Source organism: Bacillus sp. AFS073361 (assembly GCF_002567005.1).
GTDB lineage: Bacteria > Bacillota > Bacilli > Bacillales > Cytobacillaceae > Neobacillus.
In genome coordinates, this window is sequence record NZ_NUZU01000010.1 from 13,854 (window position 1) to 36,860 (window position 23,007).

The 23,007-nt window shown below is 45.2% G+C and carries 31 protein-coding genes and 2 pseudogenes; 31 read left to right on the forward strand and 2 right to left on the reverse strand.

Annotated features, from left to right (window positions below):
* Positions 1 to 43 precede the first annotated feature (43 nt).
* The 9 genes from COJ96_RS05655 (at position 44) to COJ96_RS05695 (ending at position 6,593) form a co-directional block, all read left to right on the forward strand.
* Positions 44 to 274, forward strand: a complete 231-nt coding sequence (locus tag COJ96_RS05655; protein ID WP_098571993.1) for a hypothetical protein — start codon at positions 44 to 46, stop codon at positions 272 to 274.
* The gene (locus COJ96_RS28475) at positions 264 to 911 is read left to right on the forward strand and encodes an HNH endonuclease (protein WP_218936499.1); all 648 of its coding nucleotides are present in this window, start codon (positions 264 to 266) and stop codon (positions 909 to 911) included. Before COJ96_RS05655 ends, COJ96_RS28475 begins: the two co-directional genes overlap by 11 nt.
* On the forward strand, positions 911 to 1,303 hold the full coding sequence (locus COJ96_RS05665) for a hypothetical protein (RefSeq protein ID WP_098571995.1): 393 nt from the start codon (positions 911 to 913) through the stop codon (positions 1,301 to 1,303). The genes COJ96_RS28475 and COJ96_RS05665 overlap by 1 nt, the downstream gene beginning before the upstream one ends.
* Before the next feature lie 438 nt (positions 1,304 to 1,741).
* Positions 1,742 to 2,092, forward strand: coding sequence for an ATP-binding protein (locus tag COJ96_RS29145; RefSeq protein ID WP_257148444.1), 351 nt, complete (start codon positions 1,742 to 1,744; stop codon positions 2,090 to 2,092).
* A complete protein-coding gene (locus tag COJ96_RS05675; RefSeq protein ID WP_098571997.1) occupies positions 2,089 to 2,646 on the forward strand; it encodes a hypothetical protein in 558 nt (185 codons plus the stop codon). The genes COJ96_RS29145 and COJ96_RS05675 overlap by 4 nt, the downstream gene beginning before the upstream one ends.
* Before the next feature lie 37 nt (positions 2,647 to 2,683).
* Complete coding sequence (locus tag COJ96_RS05680; protein WP_098571998.1) at positions 2,684 to 3,673, forward strand: DNA-methyltransferase; 990 nt, start codon at positions 2,684 to 2,686, stop codon at positions 3,671 to 3,673.
* A gap of 30 nt (positions 3,674 to 3,703) precedes the next feature.
* Positions 3,704 to 3,898 carry a hypothetical protein gene (locus COJ96_RS05685; RefSeq protein WP_098571999.1) on the forward strand — a complete coding sequence of 65 codons (195 nt, stop codon included), beginning with the start codon at positions 3,704 to 3,706 and terminating at the stop codon, positions 3,896 to 3,898.
* 109 nt (positions 3,899 to 4,007) lie between these two features.
* Positions 4,008 to 5,360: an AAA family ATPase gene (locus COJ96_RS05690; RefSeq protein WP_098572000.1), complete on the forward strand. Its 1,353-nt coding sequence runs from the start codon at positions 4,008 to 4,010 to the stop codon at positions 5,358 to 5,360.
* Between the two features lie 225 nt (positions 5,361 to 5,585).
* Entirely contained in the window at positions 5,586 to 6,593 is a 1,008-nt protein-coding gene (locus COJ96_RS05695; protein WP_098572001.1) for a toprim domain-containing protein, read from the forward strand.
* A 12-nt stretch (positions 6,594 to 6,605) separates the two neighbouring features.
* On the opposite strand, the gene COJ96_RS05700 is transcribed toward COJ96_RS05695, so the two are convergent.
* Positions 6,606 to 6,830: a helix-turn-helix transcriptional regulator gene (locus tag COJ96_RS05700; protein ID WP_257148445.1), complete on the reverse strand. Its 225-nt coding sequence runs from the start codon at positions 6,828 to 6,830 to the stop codon at positions 6,606 to 6,608.
* 54 nt (positions 6,831 to 6,884) lie between these two features.
* Complete coding sequence (locus COJ96_RS05705) at positions 6,885 to 7,106, reverse strand: helix-turn-helix domain-containing protein (protein ID WP_306460581.1); 222 nt, start codon at positions 7,104 to 7,106, stop codon at positions 6,885 to 6,887.
* Between the two features lie 103 nt (positions 7,107 to 7,209).
* Between COJ96_RS05705 and COJ96_RS05710 the strand changes: the two genes are divergently transcribed.
* The 22 genes and pseudogenes from COJ96_RS05710 (at position 7,210) to COJ96_RS29565 (ending at position 22,961) form a co-directional block, all read left to right on the forward strand.
* A complete protein-coding gene (locus COJ96_RS05710) occupies positions 7,210 to 8,427 on the forward strand; it encodes an AimR family lysis-lysogeny pheromone receptor (protein WP_098572003.1) in 1,218 nt (405 codons plus the stop codon).
* A gap of 332 nt (positions 8,428 to 8,759) precedes the next feature.
* On the forward strand, positions 8,760 to 9,386 hold the full coding sequence (locus COJ96_RS05715; protein WP_098572004.1) for a MarR family transcriptional regulator: 627 nt from the start codon (positions 8,760 to 8,762) through the stop codon (positions 9,384 to 9,386).
* Between the two features lie 437 nt (positions 9,387 to 9,823).
* Positions 9,824 to 10,726 carry a hypothetical protein gene (locus COJ96_RS05720; RefSeq protein ID WP_098572005.1) on the forward strand — a complete coding sequence of 301 codons (903 nt, stop codon included), beginning with the start codon at positions 9,824 to 9,826 and terminating at the stop codon, positions 10,724 to 10,726.
* Between the two features lie 274 nt (positions 10,727 to 11,000).
* A complete protein-coding gene (locus tag COJ96_RS05725) occupies positions 11,001 to 11,771 on the forward strand; it encodes a hypothetical protein (RefSeq protein WP_098572006.1) in 771 nt (256 codons plus the stop codon).
* Between the two features lie 11 nt (positions 11,772 to 11,782).
* Entirely contained in the window at positions 11,783 to 12,085 is a 303-nt protein-coding gene (locus tag COJ96_RS05730) for a hypothetical protein (RefSeq protein WP_098572007.1), read from the forward strand.
* Positions 12,085 to 12,480, forward strand: a complete 396-nt coding sequence (locus COJ96_RS05735) for a group I intron-associated PD-(D/E)XK endonuclease (protein ID WP_098572008.1) — start codon at positions 12,085 to 12,087, stop codon at positions 12,478 to 12,480. Before COJ96_RS05730 ends, COJ96_RS05735 begins: the two co-directional genes overlap by 1 nt.
* On the forward strand, positions 12,477 to 12,704 hold the full coding sequence (locus COJ96_RS05740) for a hypothetical protein (RefSeq protein WP_098572009.1): 228 nt from the start codon (positions 12,477 to 12,479) through the stop codon (positions 12,702 to 12,704). The genes COJ96_RS05735 and COJ96_RS05740 overlap by 4 nt, the downstream gene beginning before the upstream one ends.
* On the forward strand, positions 12,701 to 14,926 hold the full coding sequence (locus tag COJ96_RS05745; RefSeq protein WP_098572010.1) for a DNA polymerase: 2,226 nt from the start codon (positions 12,701 to 12,703) through the stop codon (positions 14,924 to 14,926). Before COJ96_RS05740 ends, COJ96_RS05745 begins: the two co-directional genes overlap by 4 nt.
* Positions 14,926 to 15,201, forward strand: a complete 276-nt coding sequence (locus COJ96_RS05750; protein ID WP_098572011.1) for a thioredoxin family protein — start codon at positions 14,926 to 14,928, stop codon at positions 15,199 to 15,201. The genes COJ96_RS05745 and COJ96_RS05750 overlap by 1 nt, the downstream gene beginning before the upstream one ends.
* The gene (locus COJ96_RS05755; protein WP_098572012.1) at positions 15,201 to 15,383 is read left to right on the forward strand and encodes a hypothetical protein; all 183 of its coding nucleotides are present in this window, start codon (positions 15,201 to 15,203) and stop codon (positions 15,381 to 15,383) included. Before COJ96_RS05750 ends, COJ96_RS05755 begins: the two co-directional genes overlap by 1 nt.
* The gene (locus COJ96_RS05760) at positions 15,380 to 15,574 is read left to right on the forward strand and encodes a hypothetical protein (protein ID WP_098572013.1); all 195 of its coding nucleotides are present in this window, start codon (positions 15,380 to 15,382) and stop codon (positions 15,572 to 15,574) included. The genes COJ96_RS05755 and COJ96_RS05760 overlap by 4 nt, the downstream gene beginning before the upstream one ends.
* Entirely contained in the window at positions 15,571 to 16,557 is a 987-nt protein-coding gene (locus tag COJ96_RS05765; protein WP_098572014.1) for a DNA-methyltransferase, read from the forward strand. Before COJ96_RS05760 ends, COJ96_RS05765 begins: the two co-directional genes overlap by 4 nt.
* Positions 16,554 to 17,525 (forward strand): hypothetical protein, encoded by a 972-nt coding sequence (locus COJ96_RS05770; RefSeq protein ID WP_098572015.1) that lies wholly within the window; start codon positions 16,554 to 16,556, stop codon positions 17,523 to 17,525. Before COJ96_RS05765 ends, COJ96_RS05770 begins: the two co-directional genes overlap by 4 nt.
* Positions 17,518 to 18,030: a crossover junction endodeoxyribonuclease RuvC gene (locus tag COJ96_RS05775; RefSeq protein ID WP_180229996.1), complete on the forward strand. Its 513-nt coding sequence runs from the start codon at positions 17,518 to 17,520 to the stop codon at positions 18,028 to 18,030. Before COJ96_RS05770 ends, COJ96_RS05775 begins: the two co-directional genes overlap by 8 nt.
* Positions 18,027 to 18,218, forward strand: coding sequence for a hypothetical protein (locus tag COJ96_RS05780; RefSeq protein ID WP_098572017.1), 192 nt, complete (start codon positions 18,027 to 18,029; stop codon positions 18,216 to 18,218). Before COJ96_RS05775 ends, COJ96_RS05780 begins: the two co-directional genes overlap by 4 nt.
* A pseudogene (locus tag COJ96_RS05785) lies at positions 18,211 to 19,485 on the forward strand (glycyl radical enzyme family protein); the annotation flags it as partial. The gene COJ96_RS05780 and the pseudogene COJ96_RS05785, both read left to right, overlap by 8 nt.
* 190 nt (positions 19,486 to 19,675) lie before the next feature.
* Positions 19,676 to 20,305 carry a hypothetical protein gene (locus COJ96_RS05790; RefSeq protein WP_098572018.1) on the forward strand — a complete coding sequence of 210 codons (630 nt, stop codon included), beginning with the start codon at positions 19,676 to 19,678 and terminating at the stop codon, positions 20,303 to 20,305.
* A gap of 90 nt (positions 20,306 to 20,395) precedes the next feature.
* A pseudogene (locus COJ96_RS05795) lies at positions 20,396 to 21,364 on the forward strand (ribonucleoside-triphosphate reductase, adenosylcobalamin-dependent); the annotation flags it as partial.
* A 111-nt stretch (positions 21,365 to 21,475) separates the two neighbouring features.
* Complete coding sequence (locus COJ96_RS05800) at positions 21,476 to 22,129, forward strand: PhoH family protein (RefSeq protein ID WP_098572019.1); 654 nt, start codon at positions 21,476 to 21,478, stop codon at positions 22,127 to 22,129.
* Positions 22,130 to 22,351: 222 nt separating this feature from the next.
* Entirely contained in the window at positions 22,352 to 22,549 is a 198-nt protein-coding gene (locus COJ96_RS05805; RefSeq protein WP_098572020.1) for a hypothetical protein, read from the forward strand.
* Positions 22,550 to 22,593: 44 nt separating this feature from the next.
* Positions 22,594 to 22,773: a hypothetical protein gene (locus COJ96_RS05810; RefSeq protein ID WP_098572021.1), complete on the forward strand. Its 180-nt coding sequence runs from the start codon at positions 22,594 to 22,596 to the stop codon at positions 22,771 to 22,773.
* Positions 22,773 to 22,961, forward strand: coding sequence for a zinc ribbon domain-containing protein (locus COJ96_RS29565; protein WP_098572022.1), 189 nt, complete (start codon positions 22,773 to 22,775; stop codon positions 22,959 to 22,961). Before COJ96_RS05810 ends, COJ96_RS29565 begins: the two co-directional genes overlap by 1 nt.
* Positions 22,962 to 23,007: the final 46 nt, after the last annotated feature.

Below are 23,007 nucleotides of genomic sequence, written 5' to 3' on the forward strand. Positions count from 1 at the left end.
GATTATAAGAATAAAAGATATTGCGAAAAGGGGATAGTCGAAAATGAATAATAAGATAAGAGTTCCGAAACAAGTCGCAGCCGCCATCGCCCACTACGTCGCCCTAGCCGATTCCAAAACGCAAGCCTTCACGGACATCCTAGCGCTAGGCTACGAGGCTGCCCAATCCGAAGTCATCCTGCGCCATTTCGACCACGATTACGACGAACTGATGGAGGCGCTGATTTGCGGATATGAGGTGGCGGAAGATTGGAGTGGGAACTTTGAAAAATAACTATATTACAAAAGGCGATGTTACAGAAATCGAGTTAAATCACCGCTCAAAAGGTAAGTTTATCGCTTTAATAGATACCGAAGATTTACCTATAGCGAGTAGCATCCTGAATTCATGGTGCGCGAATGTAAACTACAGAGATAAAGTATACGTCGCAACAACTCAGAAAGGTAAAAACGTTAAGTTACACAGATTGATAATTGAGTGTCCGGAGGATAAACAAGTAGACCATATAAACGGGAATCCTTTAGATAACCGTAAAGTAAACTTAAGAGCAGTTACTCCTTCTGAGAATCAACTTAATAGACAAAAGGCACAGTCCAACAGTAAGAGTGGTGTACGAGGTGTTTCTTGGGATAAGGAACGGAATAAATGGAGAGCGATTATACGAGTAGAAGGAAAGCAAAGATATTTAGGGCACTATCTAGCATTAGATGAAGCCGAAAGAGCGGTTAGGGTGTTTTTATTTAAAAATGTAATTATACCTGAAGAAATAAGACTACCACTACAGAAATATTATAAGTATCTTTCCGAATCAACCCCAGACGAATATACTATCGGGCAGATGGACGGTGTAATGGCAACGCTTGACATTCTCGGTCTTAAAATCGCCGGCATTAATGGAGGTGAGTGCTGATGGCAACGAAAAAGCCTAACGTTAAAGATTGGCGCAACCTACCGAAGGAATCCTGGACCGTAACCACCTTTCGCCAATTCCTCTACGATCAGCACGAAGCAAAATACGGAATCAAATATACAACGCGCAGCTTTGCGATTGAAGGGCGATGGATTAAGGCGATGGTGGCGGAACACGGGGCGGAAGTAGTTAAGGCATTTATCGAAGGCTGCCTCGCTGAATATAAGCCGACGCGGGATTATCCTGGGCTTAACTTTTCGTTTATGTTTACGTATCAGAGGGCTCGAGTGCTTCCTAGGGTGCTGGCTGAAGTGAAACGAAAAGAACAGGCCGAAGCACGTCGCAATCACACACCGCAAGAATCAATCGAAGATATTACCGAATGGCTATAAAGGAGGTGAACGCTATTGACTAACGAAAAATCATGCCTTCTCGCTAGTCGGTGTAAAATCGCAGGGTCAGAACACTGTACACGCCAATGTCCACACGCCATAGCAATGCACGGTTTAAGCGGACTAGGAGGGCGCTCAGCGTCGGCAAATGTTCCGAGGGACTATCGCTTAGTCACCGTTGAAAACTCGCCAGCAAGGGCGTCTCAGGCAGGCGTGTATAAGGCTATCGATGCTTACATTAAGACGTACGAAAGGCAATTCGACGAGAACGGCGAAAGGATAAAGTCGTTATTCCTTTGGAGCGCAAATACCGGTACGGGAAAATCAACGACGGCCAGTGCTGCACTGAACGAATATTTAATAACGCATTATCTCGGCAGCATTAAAAGAGGACGACAAGCGCTTCAAAATCCTGCGTACTTTTTATCGGTGAATAATTTGCAGCAGACGCATAATAAAACGCATTTACCTGCGTCATTATCAACGAAAGAGAAACTCGGCGAGGAATTGATACGCGATATTGAACGAGCAAAGACTACGCCGTTTTTAGTAATGGATGACATTGCAGTTCGCAAAGCTACGACCTCCTTTGCGGGTATCTTATACGATATTTGCGATTACAGAACATCGAATCGCTTACCTACTATCTATACGTCCAATAAGTCGCTTGATGACTTACGCGAGTTTTTTATCGATGAAGATCCGGAAGGTAAAATCGTAGATCGTATTTCTGACATGGCTGCCGTACTCGAATTCAGCGGAGATTCAAAAAGGGGGATGAGGCGATGAGCGACGAACAAAACGAAAACGAAATTTACTTCAATTTCTTCGACTTAGTCCGAGTGGACGGTTACTGGCCGAGAGTATTCCGCGTTGACGGATACCACACGGACACTTGGCGCTATCCTAACGAAACATGGACAGAAACGGTCTACGAATTGGTAGATGCGCACAGCGGCGAATTCTTGGAGGCAGACGTCGAGGACTTAACGCTAGTGGAAACGGCAGACAAGGCGGACGCTTGGCTGGCGGCGAATCCTGCACCGACGGGCGCAAGTAAGCCGTTAGACACAAGCGAATGGGCAATCGATATTTCAAAATATTTCGGAGGTGTAATGAATATGGCGAAAAAGGAACCACGCAAGCCGACGGCAAGGGAGTTAAGCGCACAATTGGCGAAGGAAGCGAAGGCGGCACGGAAGAAGCGCGGCGAGCAGATTGATAACTTGCTAGACTTGCGGAATTGGGCTGCGGATATGTTGGCGAAGACGAATGATGAGGCGTATGGGGATCGCGTGATGGCGATAGATGCGAAATTGAAGGAGATAGTTGAGACGGAATAGACAAAAATTGTGACTTAACGAAAGGGGAACGAATTAATTGAGGAAAAAGTTACTAGGGAGTTTGGAGTTAAACCGGATATATCAAATGGACTGCTTAGAAGGAAGCAAACTTATCGAAAATGAAAGCGTGGATTTGATACTGACTGACTTGCCCTACGGAAATATGAATACTGATGGCGGACGAAAGCTCGGAATTAACGGATGGGATCACGCTATTGAGCCCGCGAAAGTGTTCGAAATTGCTAATCGTGTTTTGCGGAAAAATGGCAAAATGATTCTGTTCAGTCAAGAGCCTTACACTACCGAATTAATAAACTGTGCGATACCTAATTTACCATTTTCATATCGCGCTATATGGGAAAAGGACAATTTCGCTAATGCTCTCGGCGTGAATAAAGCGATGGTTAGTTTCTATGAGGATATTCTTATATTTAGTAAGAATGACTATCACGAAGCTAAACACCCATTAAGAGAGACTATGAAAAAATATTTAGAAAAGTATGGCAGGGACTACATCTTCGACTTATTCACTAAGGAAGGAAGGTACTCAAAACGCACAGTCGCGAAGGTACACGCCTCGTTTAAATTCGGATTTAACAGTGGCAGGTTCGATTTTATGGATTATAAAATGTACGAGTTTTTGAGTAACTATATCCAGTTTGAAGAAACCTACGAACAGTTGAAAGCAATAGACACCGTGTATAAACAAAGTTATTCCAGCACATTCAATCTCTGGGAAGGAAATAAATTTAAGTCAAATATCCTTAAATACAAGAAGGATTATGATGGATTTCACCCAACGCAAAAGCCTGTATTATTGCTTGAAGACTTAATAAAGACGTTCAGCAATGATGGCGATATAGTAGTCGATTTAACCTGCGGAAGTGGGTCGACTTGTGTAGCTGCCGCAAGAGTTGACCGCAACTTTATCGGATTTGAATTGGAAACGGAATATGTCCGCATTGCTAACCAACGCTTAGAAGTGATACAGGACGAAACGGCTGAACGGAAATTAACTGAAGAATAGACAAAAATTGTGTCGTTAGGAGGAGAGGAAATGAAAATTAAAAAGGAACATTTAGACATTCCGTTTTGTTCACTGATAGTAGGTGCGACAAATGATGAATCACCAAGAGAATTCATTAGAAACAGTGAAAGAGAGTTTGGAATGTCAATGGCTGATATTGATAATATGTCAGAAGAAGAACTTAATGGTTATATCGAACACTTGGATTATTTGTGGGATAAATAGTCGCACTTCGAACATATTGCGACCAAAATAACCAAAAATCGGTAAAAATGTATTTCGTATTCACGGGACTTACGGACTATGCTAGTATAAAAATTACGGAGGTGAGCGAATGCACTATACGCAAATGCTACTGAGCAAGGCGATCGACGATAACAACGTCCAGGCGCTAACAAAATACGGCATTACAGCGAAGGATTGTGCGACGGAGGGTGATAGGCAGACCCTCCGGTATATCCTCGATTATGCCGAGAAGAATCGCGGGCAGGCGCCCGGCTACGCAACAGTTACGGCGGAGTGTCCGGACTTCGTCTACACGCCGCAGGTGGGCGACAGCTACGAGTTTTTAGCGCGCGAAATAAAGAAGCACTCGGCAAAAGTGCAATTTGCGGAACTGGTTAACGGCAAGCTCGGCGAACAATTCGAAAATGTCGGACAAAAAGATATATTTAAGATGTTCGAATGGTTGCAATCCGAAGTCGAAAGTATTAAACTAAGAACAAGCGTTCGTAGTAAAATAGGAACGGACATCAAATCGGACGCCGAAGCGTTCCTTGCCGAATACCGCAGGCGAAAAGACGGCGAATCCTTCAAAATATGGCGTAGCAAGTTTCCGTCCATAAACGAACAAATTGGCGGATATCTCAGCGGTAACATGTATACATGGCACGGGCGATCAGGACGCGGTAAGTCGGTATTTACGATGGAGGAAGCGATTGAGGCAGCGGTCCAAGGCGCTAACGTACTCGTCTGGGCGATGGAAATGTCGCGCTTTGAGTGGATGGCGCGAGCCTATTCGGCAATCAGCGCCAGGGCAGGCATTGTCAACGCCAACATCGACGGCATTGATTACGAGGCAGGCTTCGAAAATCGAGCGTTGTTAACCGGCAAGCTGTCGGACGAATTCGAGGCGGGCTTCGAAATATTCTTATCGCAAATGGCGGAAGGAGAGCACTTGGCGGGCAATATTACGCTGAGAGCTGCTGATGATGCCGACTTCTTTACGCGAGATGTGAAGCAGTTGGAGGCGGATATCCTTGCGACAAAGGCTGACGTCGTGGTCGTCGATCCGATTTACCTGATGGATTACGAGGCCAATACGTCAAAGGTTGCCGGCGGTGATGTCGCCAATACTTCGAAGAGGATTCGGAGGCTGGCCGGACTGACTGGCGCCGTGATTCACGTTATTACTCAGGCGGACGAAGTGAAGGATGATAGGGATGACGAAGGCAATCGTGAGTTAAGGGCTCCCAAAAGGGCGGAGATAAAAAAGACGAAAGCGGTCCTCGAGGATGCTGCGAATGTATTCGGCATTGATACGTTGGATGGCGCTGGGATCATCGAGATTGGCAAAGGGCGAAACGGCGGTGAGGGTACGCAGGTCGAAGTGTTGTATCTGCCGAATTACGGAATAGTTCGCGAGGTGGAAACCGGAGAGGCGGCCGTGAGTCAGTTCGATTTTTAGTGGATGGGTAAAATAATCTGCAATTGGATGGTGTGTTCCATTTGTAGGTATGTTAAGTTCGTTCTACAAAAGAACAAATTTGGAATTTTTATTACAAAATAGTTACAAACGACATAAATCGACAAGTTTCACCTATTTACACATCGTTTAGACAGGCGTAATATTATAAAGTACTCAAACATGTATATTCAAGTTTTTGAATATTTAGATGCGGAGGCATGCACGATGGAACCAATACGAATACGCGGTCAGGACGTGGCGGTCGACATCCGCACCGAGCTCGAGCAATTTAATTGGGTGCGCCCGAAATGGTCGTCAGATAAGCTGATAGCAGCGAGCCCCTTCCGTTACGACAAAACGCCGAGCTTCTTCGTTAACTTCACCGGTCAGTATGCCGGATGTTGGGGCGACTCAGGCGCATATGACGCGGAATGGGCGAGCGGCAATTTCACGAAACTATTAAGCTTTCTTCGCAACGAAACGTATGAGGAAACCGAGGAGTACTTGCTCGGAGAATACGGTATAAACGATAGCCAAACCAATGTAATCACGCTCCGACCGGTCCGGCTTCAAGTTCAGCGATCTAGGCAGTCGCTGAGCGCTAGTATTCTCGCAAACTATACGGAAGACTATGCGTATCTGAAATCGCGCGGCATTAGCGAGGAAGTCCAAAGGCAAATGGGCGTTCTTTATGACCGCGAAAGCAGAGCGGCAGTTATTCCGTGGTGCTCTCCGAAAAAAACTTTAGAAAGTGTGAAGTACCGCACAGTCTACGGGAAAACTTTCTGGTATCATAGGGGCGGGCGACCTATTCGCGAGTTAGTTTACGGAATTGACCAGGCGGAAGCGACAACGGTAATCTGTGAGGCGGAAATCGACGCAATGAGCTGGCTTCAAGCGGGCTATAGTGCGGTAGCGGTTGGCGGCGCTAATTTTAACGCACAGAAGCGCGATTTACTCTTGCGTTCGAAAATTTCAGAATTAATCATCTGTTGCGACAACGATAAAGCAGGCGGCAAACTGCGTCGGGAAATTGAAGCGGCGATGAAAGGGCATGTGCGCGTGAGGCAGGCGTATGTGAGAGCGGATGGCCACAATGACGGCTTTTTCGTCAAGGACGCCAACGAGGCGCTAGTGAAGTACGGAGTGAGTTCCTTGCGTGAGGCGGTTGAGGAAGCGAAAATTTCGGATCAGTTGTACGTGAATTTACGTACCTTTGGTCGGGGTAGGTAACGCTCTGTTCCGTTACTTACCTTTCCTTTTTCGCTTGCGTTCGGACGGATCGACATAAACCCATTCGTAAAGATCGGTGATTTCGCAGCCGAGTATTTCAGCGAGATTCATTGCGCTATCGAGTTCCATTACGTTGCGTTTATTTTCCCAGCCGGAAATCGTCGATTTCGACTTTCCGATTCGGTCGCCGAGTTGTGTTTGCGTAAGACCGCGGGATTTCCGTATGTTCCGAAGCAAGCACTTTCCGACCGCAATCGTGGCGCTTCACCTCGCAAAAACGTATGTATTTAATTATTTCGACTTGGAGCCGTCAGGAGTGAAGCGAACTACTGCTTCGATAGGGACGTCCAGAAATAAGCAAATCTTTTCGACGGTACTTAGGTTGACGTCGCCATCACGATTAATGGCGGCGATTGTTTTCTGATGAAGGACTATGCCACGCATGTCGCTAATCACCATCTTTTTCTCAGTTAAGGTTTTACGAAGTGGCGAAAAATCTATCATTTTAACCATTTCCTTCCTAATTTTATGTATACTTTAGTGTACATTCGTGGTACAATTCAATTATAACAGACAACGGAAAAATTTAACATCATTTTTGAAAGGGGATTTCCGAATGGATAAACTGTCTAAAGAAGTTTGCGATACAATTGAAAACCACGATTATTTAACGTACAACCTAGTCGCCGAAATGATCGACGGCACTAAGGATGATATGTCAAAATTCCATACAAATAAAAGGCAATTAAGTTTCCGTAAATTCTTACGGTTATCTTATGTTCTTCATCCGGACAACCAAAAAGAAGTGTTTGACGGATGGTGCTTGCGCTTCAATACTACGGAAGCTATAAAACAAAGCTTTGAGTATGCGTCGATCACTCGGAATAAAGAGCTTTTAAAAACGCTTATTGATAAGTATAGCGATGACAGCGCTCTAAGTAAACACGTCGCGATTTATACCATCTTATACGATTTCTATACGAATGAGATTAGAGCGAAGGATTTAATAACCAGACTCGATAAAGTCGGGCAGTTAAAAGGCGAGTTAGTTATTTTATCCGATATCATCAAATGCTATAATTATTACTGGGCGGAAAATTACTCGTTAATGCTGGCAACTGCAAAAGAAGCCGAGAAAGAAATCAACAAATTGGGAGACAGGCAGTTATTCATCAAAGAGTGTTACTTACATAGGGTTGCCGAAGTATTAGGCCACGTTAGCCGTCATTTAAACGACATTGATTCAGCTCGTTTTTACGCTAATTTAATAATTAATGCAGATATCTGCGCGAAAACAGTTGCGGGCGCGACATATATATTAGGGATGTCGTACTTGCCCGAAGATAAAGAAAAAGCAATTAAATATCTTCAGATAAGATACGATATCACTAAAACTCTCGGAGAGCAAGATATAGAAAATAACGCTCGACGAGATTTAGATTTCGCAAAACTCTATTTAGACATTCAACTAGACGCCGACGCCGATCCTATACTTCTCAGACTACAGAATAACGAGGGAAGCGAATTCGAACTAAAACTAATTAGGGAGGCGGTTTTCCAGGGAGGCGACGATGAATTTTTAGTTTTCTTATGCGCTATGGCCAAAAACTCCTTAGAGAAAATGCACGAATGTCGCAAGTACTTTTTCAAACGAGGCAACTACTTCTTTACAAGTATGGCAGCCAGAGAAGCGAAGAAGTTAGGTGAAAGTTCCGCATTGATCGAGGAATTCATTGAAATTAAAACCGAAACCAAAGGGGATGTTGAATTTGAAGAAAATTTTATTAAGTGTTTTAATCGCGTCAGCAATCATCGCAGTTCCATTAGTGCTTAGCAACGGAGGAAAAGATACTGCCAGCGAAAAAGTCGGCGGCATTGTCACTTACTCAGAGAAAGTCGGAGGTTAATCCTAGAAATAAATAAAAGAAACTCCTTAAGGCGGCCATTGAGGTCGTCTTTTTTTTATGCGATTTTTATGTACACTGTAGTAGACAAAGAGTCAGAATTGAAAGATTGCCTACTTTCTACATTTTACCAATCGCCCATGCTATATTATTTATTGTAGACACGCACCAAAAAGTTTTTAAAGAAAATTTCAAAAAAGTGCGCGAAAACAAAAAGTCGTGCGACATACATTATGTAGCCGATAAAACGGGAGGTAATAAAATGAACGAAAGTAAAAAACTAAATATCAACCACGCAGTAGCTCGATACCTGGTAACGAAAGGCGAAGCGGATTTCAACGAAGTCTACCGCAGCCTACACGCAGAGTACCGAAAGAAGATCGCCTACTGGTCGACATCAACGTTTATGGCAAACAAACACGACGTTATGGAGATTTTCGATGATATGTTACTCCGGTCATTGGACGCAGTTGAAAAGAATGGCGGCGACTTCGTAAAGTTATTTCACCTCTCGCTAAACAGCCGCTACAAATCGCTACTACGAAAATTGACAACACGAAGAAAATTCGAGCAATACGAAGTGGAATCAGAAGAGGATGAGAAGCCGGCAAGCTTCGAAATCGACAGCGGATTCAGAATCGAAGAAGAAATTATCGCAAAGAAAAAAGCCGACCAGCGGCAACTGATCGACTCTCTTCTGAACGATGCGGATGCTAAAACAACGGCAATTGTTGAAGCGTTCCTGGTAAGTGAGAATGCATCTCCGACGGCAATCGGTGAAGCTCTCGGTTTACACCATTCAACTGTTATACGCTCACTCAAACGCCTGGCCGGCAAGTTTGATTCAAAAAAGTACGGCGATTATACCGACTTTTTAGTAGCGCTTTAATTTTAAGAGGTCGGTTAGGCCAATAGGCATTAGGTCTAACCCCTCGCGTTCATTATATCAACTTAATTTCGTTTTGTATATACGTTGTCTTGACACGTAATACGATTTAATCAAATTTTAATCTTTAATATAGTACGCTATTTTCGCCAAAAACGCAACGCCAAAGGAGGCTACGAAGTTGGGAAAATTCTTAAATAAACGTTTCTCTTCCTATTATACGCCGGAGTACCTAAAACATACGTCGTTTGAGCGACAAATTGAGCGGTTACAACACGATCCTATCCGACTTTGCGATGGCAATAACGAAAATGTATCGATAAAAAATATAAAGGCGGTGCGACTATGATGTTCGGAGCGTATTTATTACTGGTAGCTGCGTGGGGAAGTTGGGAAATTTGGCGTGAATGTTAACGAAGTCTAACGCAAGGAGGAACGAAATGAATCTCGAAGGGTTGACAGAGAAAGTCACTAAAGGGCGTTGGAAGACCGTTTACTACGAAGACCGGTCAGGAGAAATTGTCGCAAAAAAGTGTAGAGGAGATTGCGGCGAGGTTAAAGCGCTAGATGAATTCTCGGAACGCAATGATAAATATACTATAGGAGGGCGTGAATCAAAATGTAAAAAGTGTATGGCGGAATTAACTCGCAAATGGCGTACAAATAACAACGAACGTAATAGGGAGTACCAACGGAAATGGCACGAGGAAAATAGGGATTACCATATAGAACTTAATAAAGAATGGCGAAAGAATAATCCGGAGTATAGGCGTAAGTACCGAGAAGAAAACAAGGAACGTGTTAAAGAAGTCGAACAGAAGTACTACAAGGAAAACAAGGAACGAATTGCAGAGAATGCTAGAAATTGGTACCAAAATAATAAAGATCATTATATAAAGGCAAAACAAGAATACAGAAAAAATAATCCCGACAAAGTCGCATTAATCAAGCAACGTCGAAGAGCTAGAAAAATAAGTTTACCAGACGATTTCACCTCAGAGCAGATGGAAGTAACATTGTCTTGGTTTGGAGGATGTGCATTAACCGGTGACGATGGTGATTACCATTGGGATCATGTTATACCGATAGCTACCGGAAATGGAGGAACAACTTTCGGTAATATGGCACCGCTGAGAAGCGACTTAAATATATCTAAAAATAGCGCAAACATCTTCGAATGGTTTGAGGCGAATAGGCAACGTTTCAAACTAGAACAATGGCGCTTCGATAGACTAATAGAATGGCTTGCGTCGGCAAACGCAATGTCATTTGAGGAATATCGCGCTTATGTTTACGAATGTCATGCGAATCCAAACGAAATAAATGACGCCAAGGCGAATTAACTTTCGCCCGTCCGTGAACGCTTCGAAACAAAGGCGCTGACGCAAGCAGACTGTACGTAACGGTCGGCTCACCGTCCAGGACTTGGCGGCCCTCGAAGCGACCACGGGCGACTGGAGACGCTCGACACCTCCTTATGAAAGAAAATAATTGACGAAACGGCCTTCGGGTCGTCGCGGTAGGATTGACCGTCTACCGCCTGATGAGTCAGGTCGTGCGGGTGTGGGCGTTGCCGATACTCGAAAACTAAACGCCGAAAGGCAAGGAGGAAAACGAATGACACAATTTCAAAGCGGAGCTGACGCTCTAAACTCGCTAAACGCATCAAACGAAGGTGGTAACGGAAGCAAAGCGGAATTCGCAAGCTTCAAGAGTGGCAGTTCGTACAAAGTCCGCGTAACAAGTACAACGGACTTAATCAAGTTTTACAGCTACGGAATTTTTAAGAAGGTCAACAGTTTCGTTGCGAAAGACCCTTCGGTCAAAAACGCCAAAGGTTTCGCAGAGTCAAACTTCACACCGTGGGATCTTGCTTCGAACTACTATTCGGACTTAAAGCGCAAAGCAGAGGACGCAGGTCAAGCCGCCAAAGCTGAGGAATACAAAGCGGAAGCCGGCAAGTATCGCGCCAAAGAACGCTATGCCTTCGGATTTATCGACTTAACAACTGGCGAGCCAATCATCGTCGACCTATCGAAAAAGCAAGCGCAAGGCATCCACGCAGTTATTGCGAAGTATGCGGCGAAGCTTGGCAAGTTGGCGTTCGAATTAAGCAAGAGCGGAAGCAGCACGTCGACCGTCGTAAGTTTATCGCCAATTATCGATATGGACGAAGATTTGTCCGATAAAGAACGCGAGAATTTCGCTAAGTTTGCAGATAAGACATTCGATATGTCTCTATTTGACGGACTGTTATTCGAGGCTGACGAAAAGCAGCAGATTGAAAACTTAGTGGCGGCGGGCTTCGATATTACGCTTATCGGCTTGAGCATCGGCGCTAGTGGAGACGGACTTGGCGACTTATCCGAAGATAAATTCGAATTTTAGGAGGCGAAATAATGGGCGTTGACTTTTTAGCTTGTGAAACATGCGGAGATACATTTCCTGATTGTGGAGATTACGTCACTTGCGAATGTGGCAGACAATGGTGCTCCGATAGTTGCGCCGAGTCTGATGGCTTTCGCGAAGAAGAGGACGGATTTACTCCTAAAGGTTCGAACTGGTCGCAAGAAACAAGTTGTGATTATTGTCGCGGAGAAGATTTCGAGGATTACGAATTATTGTCGGAAGCACTCGACCTCCTTGGAAAAACGCGTCAAGACATCGTCGATATTTTAAAAGCTAAGCGGGAGGCGGAGTAATGGCACACGCAACTATTACGAAAGGACGTCACTCTGAACTCCTCGCCCAAACGGCGCTACTTGCTAACGGATGGAACGTTGCGGAGCCAATCGCTCCCGAAGCGTTCGATCTCGTAGCAAGGGCGCCAGGCTCTACGGAGTGGCAACGAATTCAAATTAAAAGCGCAAGGGTTCGCGATGATCGTAACGGTGAAATCGTTTGCTACACACGGAAGAACAACGGCAAAGTCTACGACCAAGATGATTGCGACTTGTTTATCGCGGTATTGAACAGCGACGTTTACATGTTCGCCAATCGGAATATCTCCGAGTACTGGGTAACGGCGGCCAACATCGAAGAGAAGTGGACGAAGTTGGAAATCGGAATTGAGCACTTAAAAGGGGCGGTTGTATGAGAGAGCCGTGGGAGTACGAGTTCGACCGATGGAAAACGACGCCACCAGCCGAGCCGGCCAGCGTAAGATTATGCGCCCATTGTGAAGGCGACCTTTTCGAAGGCGGCGAGTACGTCAAAGACCTGGTCGAAGGCGAATGGTACTGCGATACCGACTGCTACTTCGAGAAGATGCGCGACAACACTACGCTTGCAATTCTCGAGGCTGAGCGTGATGAGGAATGACGCCTAAACTAACATTAAATATTAAGGCGGACGATGGCGCGGCTGCTGAAGCGAATGCGCGGGTCAAATCGGCGGCCAAGAAGAAGGCGGATGCGACGGAAACGCTTAGCGAGGCATGGACGCGTATACTAGCGATGAACAATAGCGAGAGCGATCAGAAAAGACTTATCGAAGTGAAAAACGGAATGGATGCGGGCCTGGTAGGCAGAGAGCCCGCTGCCGTTTCGAAAAAGTTCAGTAAAGCGGAGGCTTTGCGCTTGTGGCGGCAACTACGAGAGCAAATGCGCGAATCAACCTTACGGAAGATGGTCGATGAAACTCCGGATAATTACTGGCTAATAACCGACGAAAGAAAGCTGCGGGAGTTTACCTTGTTGCTTTCGAAAGAAGACGAGATTGTCTTTGACGTTGAGACAACGGGTGTTGACGTATGGAACGACTACATTGTCGGTCATGTAATAACAGCAGTTAAGGCGGATATACACGCGTATATTCCAACTGGTCATAAGACGGATCATAAACAACTGCCGAAAGAACTCGTATGGAAGCATCTTAAACCGATATACGAGGACGAAAGAATCGGAAAGCTCGCACATAACGCTAAATTCGATATTCATATGCTCGACCGAGACGGAATTGATTTACGTGGGTTGACATGGGATACGCAAGAGGCTATGCGGATGCTTAACGAAAACGAAACGTCATTCGCGCTTAAAAACCTCGTAACAAAGTATTTAAAGATTCCTTCTTTAACTTACGGGGATTTATTCGGACAAATCGGATTTGACGAGGTTAGTGATTTAAAAGTAGCCTTGGCATATGCGGCAAAAGACGGTGACGTCACTCTTAAATTACGAAATTTTCAACGGGAGCACTTGGCGAAAATGCCTGGCGTACTTGAATATTTTCAGACGGTAGAGGTTCCGTTAATTAAGACGCTTGTTTATATGGAATCGACCGGATTTGAAATCGATAAAGAGTATGCCAAAACATATGGCGCTGAGATGAAAGCGGACATCGAACGCATGAAAGCGGAATTGATACAAGAGTTTGGCGACATTAATATCGATAGTCCAGCACAGTTAAAGCCTGCACTTGAACGTATAACAGGACTTACGCTTGTTTCAACGGATGCCAAAAAGGTATTAAAACCGTTAGCCGGAGAATATCCGATTATCGAAAAGCTACTCAAATATAAAGGCATGAACAAACTTTATTCGACTTATATCGGAGTATTGCCGGAGTTAATCGACCCACGTACCGGAAAGCTTCATACGAATTTTAATCAAAATGGTGCGAAGACAGGCCGATTATCAAGCGGTGGTGAGTCAGGCGTTAACCTTCAAAATCAGCCTTATCCGGCCCGTAAGTTATTTATTGCGCCACCTGGTTACGTATTGTTAGGCGGAGACTGGTCGCAACAGGAGGTCCGGTGCCTCGCTTACTTTACGCAGGAACCAACGTTGCTTGAAGCTTATCAGACAGGTCGCGATATCTACTCATCAATGGCGAGTGAAGTATTCGGCAAGCCTTATGAAGAGTGCGGAGATGGAACGTTTGAACGTAAAGCAATGAAAACCGGCGTACTTGCGAGTATGTATGGAACAGGGCCGAAAACACTCGGTCAGCAGCTCGGCATTTCAGAAAAAGAAGCGAAAGCATTTCTCGCCGACTTCTTTGACCGGTTGCCTCTCGTTAAAAAGTGGATCGATGAAAATACGAAGTTTGTTCGCAAACATGGATTCGTTTATATGGACGGAGAAAAGCGCAAGCGCCGACTGCCGACTGCATTAGACCGAAAAGCCACTTACGGACAAAAGAGTCAAGCAGACCGTCAAGCTACTAACGCAAGGGTGCAAGGATCGAGCGCTATCCAATCTAAGACGACGTTAAATGCGTTATATCAACTATGTCAGCGAAAAGAGGATTGGCGTATGTGGGTCACGGTCCATGACGAAGCCCTCAATGTAGTACCTGAATCTTTAACAAGAGCTGATGTTGCGGACTTTGAAAGAACGATGGTAAATACCTATGCGTTCGGAAATGTGCCTAATAAATGTGATATCGAAATTTCCCGCAGATGGGGCGAGGGGATGTCGGTTACTGAATTCTTCGAAGGCCCATCTGCAGTTTATCGCGAAGATTATAAAACCGATGAATCTTACGAAAAGAGAGTCCGATTCGTTACTGCGAATTGGCAAAAACGGGAGGAAACGAACTAATGGCGATTATTACAATTAAGAAATTTTCACGACAAGACTGCAGACCTTGCAAAGCACTAGCGAACTACCTTGGCGATATCGATTTATTCGGACTTGGTGCGACGCTTGAAAATATTGATATCGAAGAGCAGCCGGAAGTCATCGATCAATACGGTTTATCGAGTGTGCCCGTAATGGTGCTAGAGAGATCAGGCGTAGAAGTCCACCGCATCGTCGGCCTACGTCCTACCGAAGAAATCATCGACGCAATCGAGCACGCTAAGGTGGTGCGCTGATGACTCTTCGATATACTTTCGAAAAAGTACACGGAGAAGAATGGTATCAAGTCCGATTGAATGGCGAATTTATCACGTATGCAGAACGGAAAGATTCGAAGTTAGTCGATGAAATATTACGCGATAATGGGTTCGAAAGTAGAGAAGTTTATTGGGCGTATTTAATGGAGGCACGCAAATGACCGCCCGCATTGCAAACTTCGCAATCGTGATGGCGACGGTATACTTCGCGTTACCTGTCGTCTTTCACGGCGGAAGGCTAGCCCAAGCGGCGGCGATAACGTTGTTGGCTTTCGTGGCTAAGACGTTGTTATCGCCAGAGGCTCCGGAGATTTACTTGATTAACGGAAAAGACGGGGAGGATGCGGAATGACGAAAGAATTGCTCGGCGGGCTGGAATTAAACCGGATATATCAACGTGATTGTTTAAGCGACGGAGGCATGGCGCTGATTCCCGACAAGTCAGTCGATTTAATCGTAATCGATCCTCCGTATAATATCGGCAAGGATAAACGATGGGATAAGTGGCAGACGATTGAAGGCTATGTTCAGTGGATGTCGGACGTATTTAAGGAGTGCGAACGTGTTTTAAAGGACAGTGGTTCCTTTTACTGGTTTCATAACGATATGACGCAAATTTGGCGATTAATGCAGTCGATAGAGATTGAGACTAATTTCGTATATAAGCAGTTTATCGTATGGAATAAGCGTTTTGACTCAGCCTCCAATAAAGGATTCCTTGATGGGTTCGTCGAGGTCGGAGGCTTACGTAATTATCAGCAGATGGCGGAATATTGCTTGTTCTACACTTTGCAAGACGAATACGGATCTAATAAAAGCGGTTTTGGGTTTACGGACCTTCGTAAATATTTCAAGGAATTACACTCGTCTATCGGATTGAGTAAAAAGACTATTATTGAGACTGTCGGACAGCGTGCTGACCACTGTTTCCGGTATAACAGTTCGCAGTGGGATTTGCCCACGAAAGAAACTTACGACGCGATTTCTGAACTTCCTAGAGCAGTAGAATTCGAGTTTATCAGCTACGATGATTTGCGGAGTTTGTATGAAGCATCTAAGTATACGTATAACAACCTAAAAACGCATCACAGTGTATGGAATTATGAAATCGCTCAGAAACAAGGACACGTAACTCCTAAACCGTTAGAAACTATCGAAGCAATCATTCGCCACTCTTCAAACGAAGGTAATATCGTCCTCGACTGTTTCATGGGAAGCGGGACAACAGCTGTCGCATCCGTAAGAACGGGACGAAAATTCATCGGATTCGAGCGAGAGTCTGAGTATATAGAAATCGCAAATAAACGCTTAGATAACGAGGAGGAATCTATTTGACGAATATAAACGAAATCGCACGCCATTTCACGCAGGAACTTGATCGATGGTATTCGCAGCCTGAGCAGTTTGATAACGAGCTCGACCGTCAGATTCACGTATGGTACTCGAACCCACCGACAGTATGGCCGAAACGACCGTATTTCAGTCCGTCTAGTTCGAAAGCCTGCCCGCGAGAGCTCTATCTTAAGGCAAAGCGCGCTAAGAAAGACGTTAATCCTCAACCTCCGTACCAAGGCAGGTGGAAAGAAATCGGAACAGCTATCGGAGACGTGATTCAACGGACGGTACTCGCAATGGAGCGAAACCTGCCCGGCTGTCCTTTCCGATTCGAACGCAACGATGATGGCACGCCAGTATTCGAAGATTTTGCGAAAAAGAATCACGAGATTTACCATAACGGACAGCGCTTTTACCTGTACGGCACCTGTGACGGCATCATGCAGTATGTGAACGAAGAGACGGGCGAAATCATTCGTGTCGGCCTCGAAATCAAGTCGAAGCAAAGCACGCCAGCCAAAACGTCGCTCTATTCCTTCAAGGAAGCGGAGGAAGGCCACCGAAAGCAATGCGTTGCCTACTCGATCATGTATAACGTCGATTACTACATCATCCTTTACGTGAACGCGGCTAAAAAGGCGTGGGTGATGAGCGACGAGGATTACGAAGCGACTCCGGACATTCGAGCGTTTGGCTTCGAGATTACGGATGCCGACCGTCAGGAATTGCTAGATAGCTTCGCCGAGATAGCGAAGTGTATTGCTAACGACACACCTCCGGCGCTTGACTTGTCTCGTTGGACCTTTAACGGATTCAAGACGGCATGTGCGCAGAGCTTGACTGACGATGAATTTTCGATATTAAAGGCGCAAGTCAAACGCATGCAACGCTCAGGGCTTCCGCAATGGAAAAAGGATCAGTTCGTCGATGCGTTTATGTTTATCGAAGAGGCGCGTCAAAATGAGTAAGACGAAACCTTTCCGCGTTCTTGGACTCGATTTAAGCTTGACGAGTCCAGGATTCGCAATCGTTGAAGTTAAAAACGGAAATCCTCGCCTCATCAAGACGGCAAACTTTACGACAGACTCGAGCACGGCGCAGGCACTCCGCTACGAGGAAATCGAGGCATTTACGCTATTATTCATTCGCGAAAATAAGCCATTTGACGTGATAGCACGCGAAATATGGCCGCCAAGCCGTAACTATGCGCAGAACAATAAGATACACGGATGTTGGGCGGCTGTCGAGCGGGCGCTCTCACGATATGGATACGAAGTCGGCGAACATTTGACGCCAAGTAACGTCAAGAAAACGGTGACGGGGAATGGCTCAGCGAAAAAACCAGAGGTCGCCGAACATGTCCGTAAGATACTTGGGCTTGGCGAAGATTACAAGTTCGATAGCGATGACCATTCGGATGCAGCGGCTATCGCGCTCGCCTACCTGATTCGCGAAGGACTGATTAAGAAATGACCACGGAAGAACAACTCGAAAAATTGCACGTTGATATGGAACGCCAGCTCCGCGAGATTGAATTCGAATTAAAACATCTCGCGGACAAATACGGCGACAAGATGATAGAGTGGCGCAAGATTAAAGGCGGAATTATCGGAATAGAAGCAGAATTAGAACGCATAAAAGGGAGCGGATTGAATGACTAAGACAACACAACTATTAACGAATGAATTTATCGGAAAATACCCGGAGTTTCCTGCGCATATGAACGCGCTTGGCAAGTTTGTATACTTCCGGACTTACTCAAGGTTCTTGCCGGAAAAAGGGCGTCGTGAAAACTGGAAGGAAACGGTTAGGCGTGCGGTTGAGTATAACGTTGAATTATCCGTTAAACATAACGAAAAAATCGGCTATCCTGTTGACTTGGAGAAACATCGCAAAGAAGCGGAAGACTTATTCGACAGCATGTTTAATCTGCGCCAATTCTTATCAGGCAGAACAATGTGGATTGGCGGTGCGGATGGCGGAGTTGCTGAAAAGTATCCATTGGCAAATTTCAACTGTAGCTTCGTCAATATCCGGAGTTGGAGCGATTTAGGTGACTTATTCTACTTACTGCTTGTCGGCACAGGCGTGGGGTTCAAATGTACGAAAGAATTCGCGAATAATCTAGCCCCAATTCGCACGAACACAACGCTAATTAATGCTCCATATGAGCCGGTATCGAAAGACCTCCGACTTGAGCATACGAAGATTACAAAACTTGATAATGGGTACGCGAAGATTTACGTCGGCGACAGCAAGGAAGGCTGGGTTGAGGCATTGCGATTCTACTTCGACGTGCTGACTAAACCGGAGTACGAAGACGTCCACACAGTAAAAGTTTCGTATAATTCCGTCAGACCACTTGGAGAAAGACTGAAGACATTCGGAGGAACAGCGTCTGGACATGAACCGTTGGCGGAAATGTTCGAAGGAGTCGACCGCGTGCTGAAGAATAAAATTGATCCGAACTTGGCGCCACTAGAAGACGCAGTTAATGGTTATAAACACGTCCGACCGATTCACATTCTCGATATCGGAAATCTAATCGGAAATAACGTTGTTGTCGGAGGAGTAAGAAGAACGGCCGAAATTTTCCTTATGGACGCAGATGATTATGAATCTATTTTCGCTAAGTACGGAATTAACGGTCTTTGGGACGAAGCGAAGCATAAAGCGGTAATTGATAACGTTAAGGCAGTCGGCAAGGACGAAGTGGCGCAATGGCTCGAAAATATGACGCTATTTGACGCAAATGTACGTCCGCTGCATCACCGTAGAATGTCCAATAACTCTGTGGCATTTACGGAAAAGCCGTCTCGCGAACTATTAAACTTGATATTTACGATGATGCAAGCGGAAGGCGAGCCGGGGTTCATAAATCTCGAGGAAGCGAATCGACGCCGACCTAACGCAGAAGGATTGAATCCGTTAACCGCATAGCGGATGTAAAACCTCTCTAATTGCTGGGAACTCTGACCGCGTAATGGCGAAGACAATCAGCAGCGAAGCCCGAAAGGGAACGTTCAACGACTAGGCGAAAGCCGTAGGGTCCAAGAGGATTCGAAACGGGAGGCAGTCGGTCATAGATTACGTCACAAACACTGTAGGAGTGATTTGTATGAGGGAGTTCTTTAAAGAGCGAAACCTTTCTGACGGATTTATGGAGAATTTTACTGGTTTTATGTTAGGAGATGGGTACTTATCCAATCAAAATAAAAGCAAACATTCTGCGCAACTATGTATGAGAAACAAATTTCCGAATTATATCTACTACGTCTCGAAGTTGTTAACTGCTGAGGATGTAGAGCATATCGTGAAGATTAATGATGTGAAGGGTAATTTCAAAGGGTCAGGGTTTTCTTCGACCGTTTATACGAAATTCTATAAGACTTTCGCCGATTTAGAAAGAAAGTGGTACGAAACAAGAGATGATGGCACTCATTTCAAGATCGTACCGGTAGATTTAAAACTGACGCCAATCAGTCTACTACAATGGTACATCGGCGATGGATACTTAGTCAACCTTCACGGAAAACCTGAGCGAGTTCAGTTTTGTACTGACAGATATTCGGATGAAGAAATACAGTTTTTGCGAGATTGCTTCGAGCGCGACTTTGGAATAAGCGTTCAAATTGATTGGTGCCGAAGAAGGCTACGAATACCTAAGCGGTATCTCGGTGATTTCTTCGAAGTACTTCCGGAATGTCCACAGGATTTCAATAACGTATTAGGGTATAAGTGGGCGTAATCTAATAAATGACCGACTGGTGATATAGTCTGAGCCTTGCGGAAACGCAAGGAGGCAGTACGGAATCGGTGCTGCCGTAACATATCTGGTGCAGAAATATTATTAGACTCATATGGCGTATGTAATCTGACAACTGTAAATATGGTCCAGTTTGTCCGTGAAGTGGGCGGTAAGTACGAACTTGACATCGTAGGATTACTTGATGCTCAGCGACGTTCAGCTCGTGCCGGCTTACGTATGACATTGGCGACTTTGGAATTGCCGCATTGGGATGCCGTTCAGCAGCGCGATCGTCTGCTCGGAACATCATTAACAGGCGAAAAAGACGCGTTAGCTATGCTCGGATATAACGAAGAGGACGAATCTAATTTGCTGAAACTTCTCGGTCAAATTGCACGGGATGAAGCGGACGAATATGCGAAAGAACTTCGGGTGAGTTCTCCGTTATTAGTAACGACAGTTAAGCCGGAAGGAACCATTTCGCAAGTAGCTGGCGGGGTATCGAGCGGACTCCATTGGTCGCATTCACCGTACTATATCCGCAGAATCCGTATTAACGCTGCTGATCCACTAGCAAAAGCGGTTCAGAGTATTGGATGGCCTGTTAATCCGGAAGTAGGCACTCCAGGCGAAACGCATGCAGAACGATTATCAAATGCAAGAACACTTGTTATTGACTTCCCTGTTGCTAGCGGAGCGTCAAAGACGAAGGACGACGTATCTGCAGCCGAGCAATTTGAAACGTACTTCTCGTTCCAGCGCAATTATACCGAGCATAACTCGTCTAATACTATTCACGTTAGACCTGACGAGTGGACTACTGCGGAGGAAATCGTTTGGAATGGTTGGGACGAATTTACGGCGGTAAGTTTCCTTGCTTACGATGGCGGAACGTATCAACTCGCTCCTTACGAAGCCATTACAAAAGAGCAGTATGAGGTTCTGGCATCTAAGTTGACAGAGTTTGATCCGGAAATTTTACAACAATACGAAAGCGGAGCCGAGAGTGATTTAGACGGTATGGATGGCTGCGATGCGGGAATTTGCCCCGTTCGTTGATAAAATAATTTCGCAATAACTGCGCGACATTCAAATCTCGCGCGACATAGTAAATAGAAGGGCGGTAGCCAATCGGTTATCGCCCTTAATAAAACCCGGAGGTGTTGAAGCTTGCCATTACCGAAGAATAACTTACTTTTCGGATTTGAACCGAAGCTAACCGATGAACAACGTGAGTACGTCGATTCTATTTTCGATAACCAGTTAACGATCGTCAACGCAAAGAGTGGAACGGGAAAAACGACGCTGGCAGTAGCTTGCGCCAAGATTATCGGAAAGCCGCTAATTTACGTATTCTCACCTGTGCAAGAAAAGGCGATGGGCTTCCGTCCAGGAACGCAGCAAGCGAAAGAGAAGGAGTACCTGCAGCCGTTAATCGATGCGCTCCTAAAGATTAACGAAGTACCAGCGCGAGTCCTTTTTGACGAGGAGAATGTCGACGCATTAAAGGCGGGCCATATTTGGGTCTATCCGAAGTCTCACATCTTTGCACGCGGAACGAATATCGAAGATTGTACGGTGATAATCGATGAGTGCCAGAACTATACTCGCAACGAACTAAAGAAACTGCTAACGCGAATACACGACAATTGCACGGTAATAATGATCGGGCATGACGGCCAGGTCGACCTCGATAAACCGGAGAAAAGCGGATTTGCTCCTTACATCGAACATTTTCGCGATGAGCCTTACGCAAAAGTCTTAGAGCTTCACGTTAACTTCAGAGGAAAATTAGCGCGCCATGCGGACGAATTGAAATGGTAATCATCGTAAGTATTTTAGTCGGCAGCATGTTCGGTTTCATGGGAGCGTCACTTTTCGCAGTAAACGCTTATAACAAAGGATACGAAGACGGAAGGGGTGAGTAACGATGGAAAATCAAACGCACTTAAACGCAGTCGGCGAAATAACCGAAATGATTTACAAATCTACACACGGCGAAGAGGCGTAATCGAAATAAATTGCGACACAAAGGAGTTGGAAAAAATGAAATATGGAATAGGCGATATTGTTCGGTTTAAGTATGGTAGAGGGCAAAAAGACGGATTACATGAAATAACTGAAGTCTATAATGACAAGGTTTATCAATATGCCGTAACAAATGATGAATGTAATAGCGAATATTACGCTAAACATGACGATTTAATTTTCGTTTGTGCTTACAAAGATAGAAAAGATATTTAGTGCACACTACGAGGAAAAGGCGAAACAAAAGGAGGTAAATAACGATGGGTCAGGGTCAGCCGTTTAATTACGAAAATATCCTTTATAACGAAGTTATCGACTATTTAGAAACGAAGTGGCAACGCAAACTAACGGATCATGAGAAACACGTAGTCATCGAAGGTTATCGCTTCGGCAGAATGATTGAGTCCGAAAATGAGATACGTATACTGGAGGCGTTCTAATGCCGTTTTATTATTTCAAGTGTACGAAGTGTGACGAAGTTAAAAACGAACTTGTAGCGATGAATACGGAGTCAACCACCTGCGCCACCTGCGGAGCACTCACTACCAAGCAGCCGAGTTTTCGGTTCAGCGCGCACGGATTGCCTAACGGCTTCGCAAATACTCGGAGTCAATCACGAAAGGAGTGACGTAAATGTTATATGACGCAATACCCGCGCTAATTGGCGCAAAAGT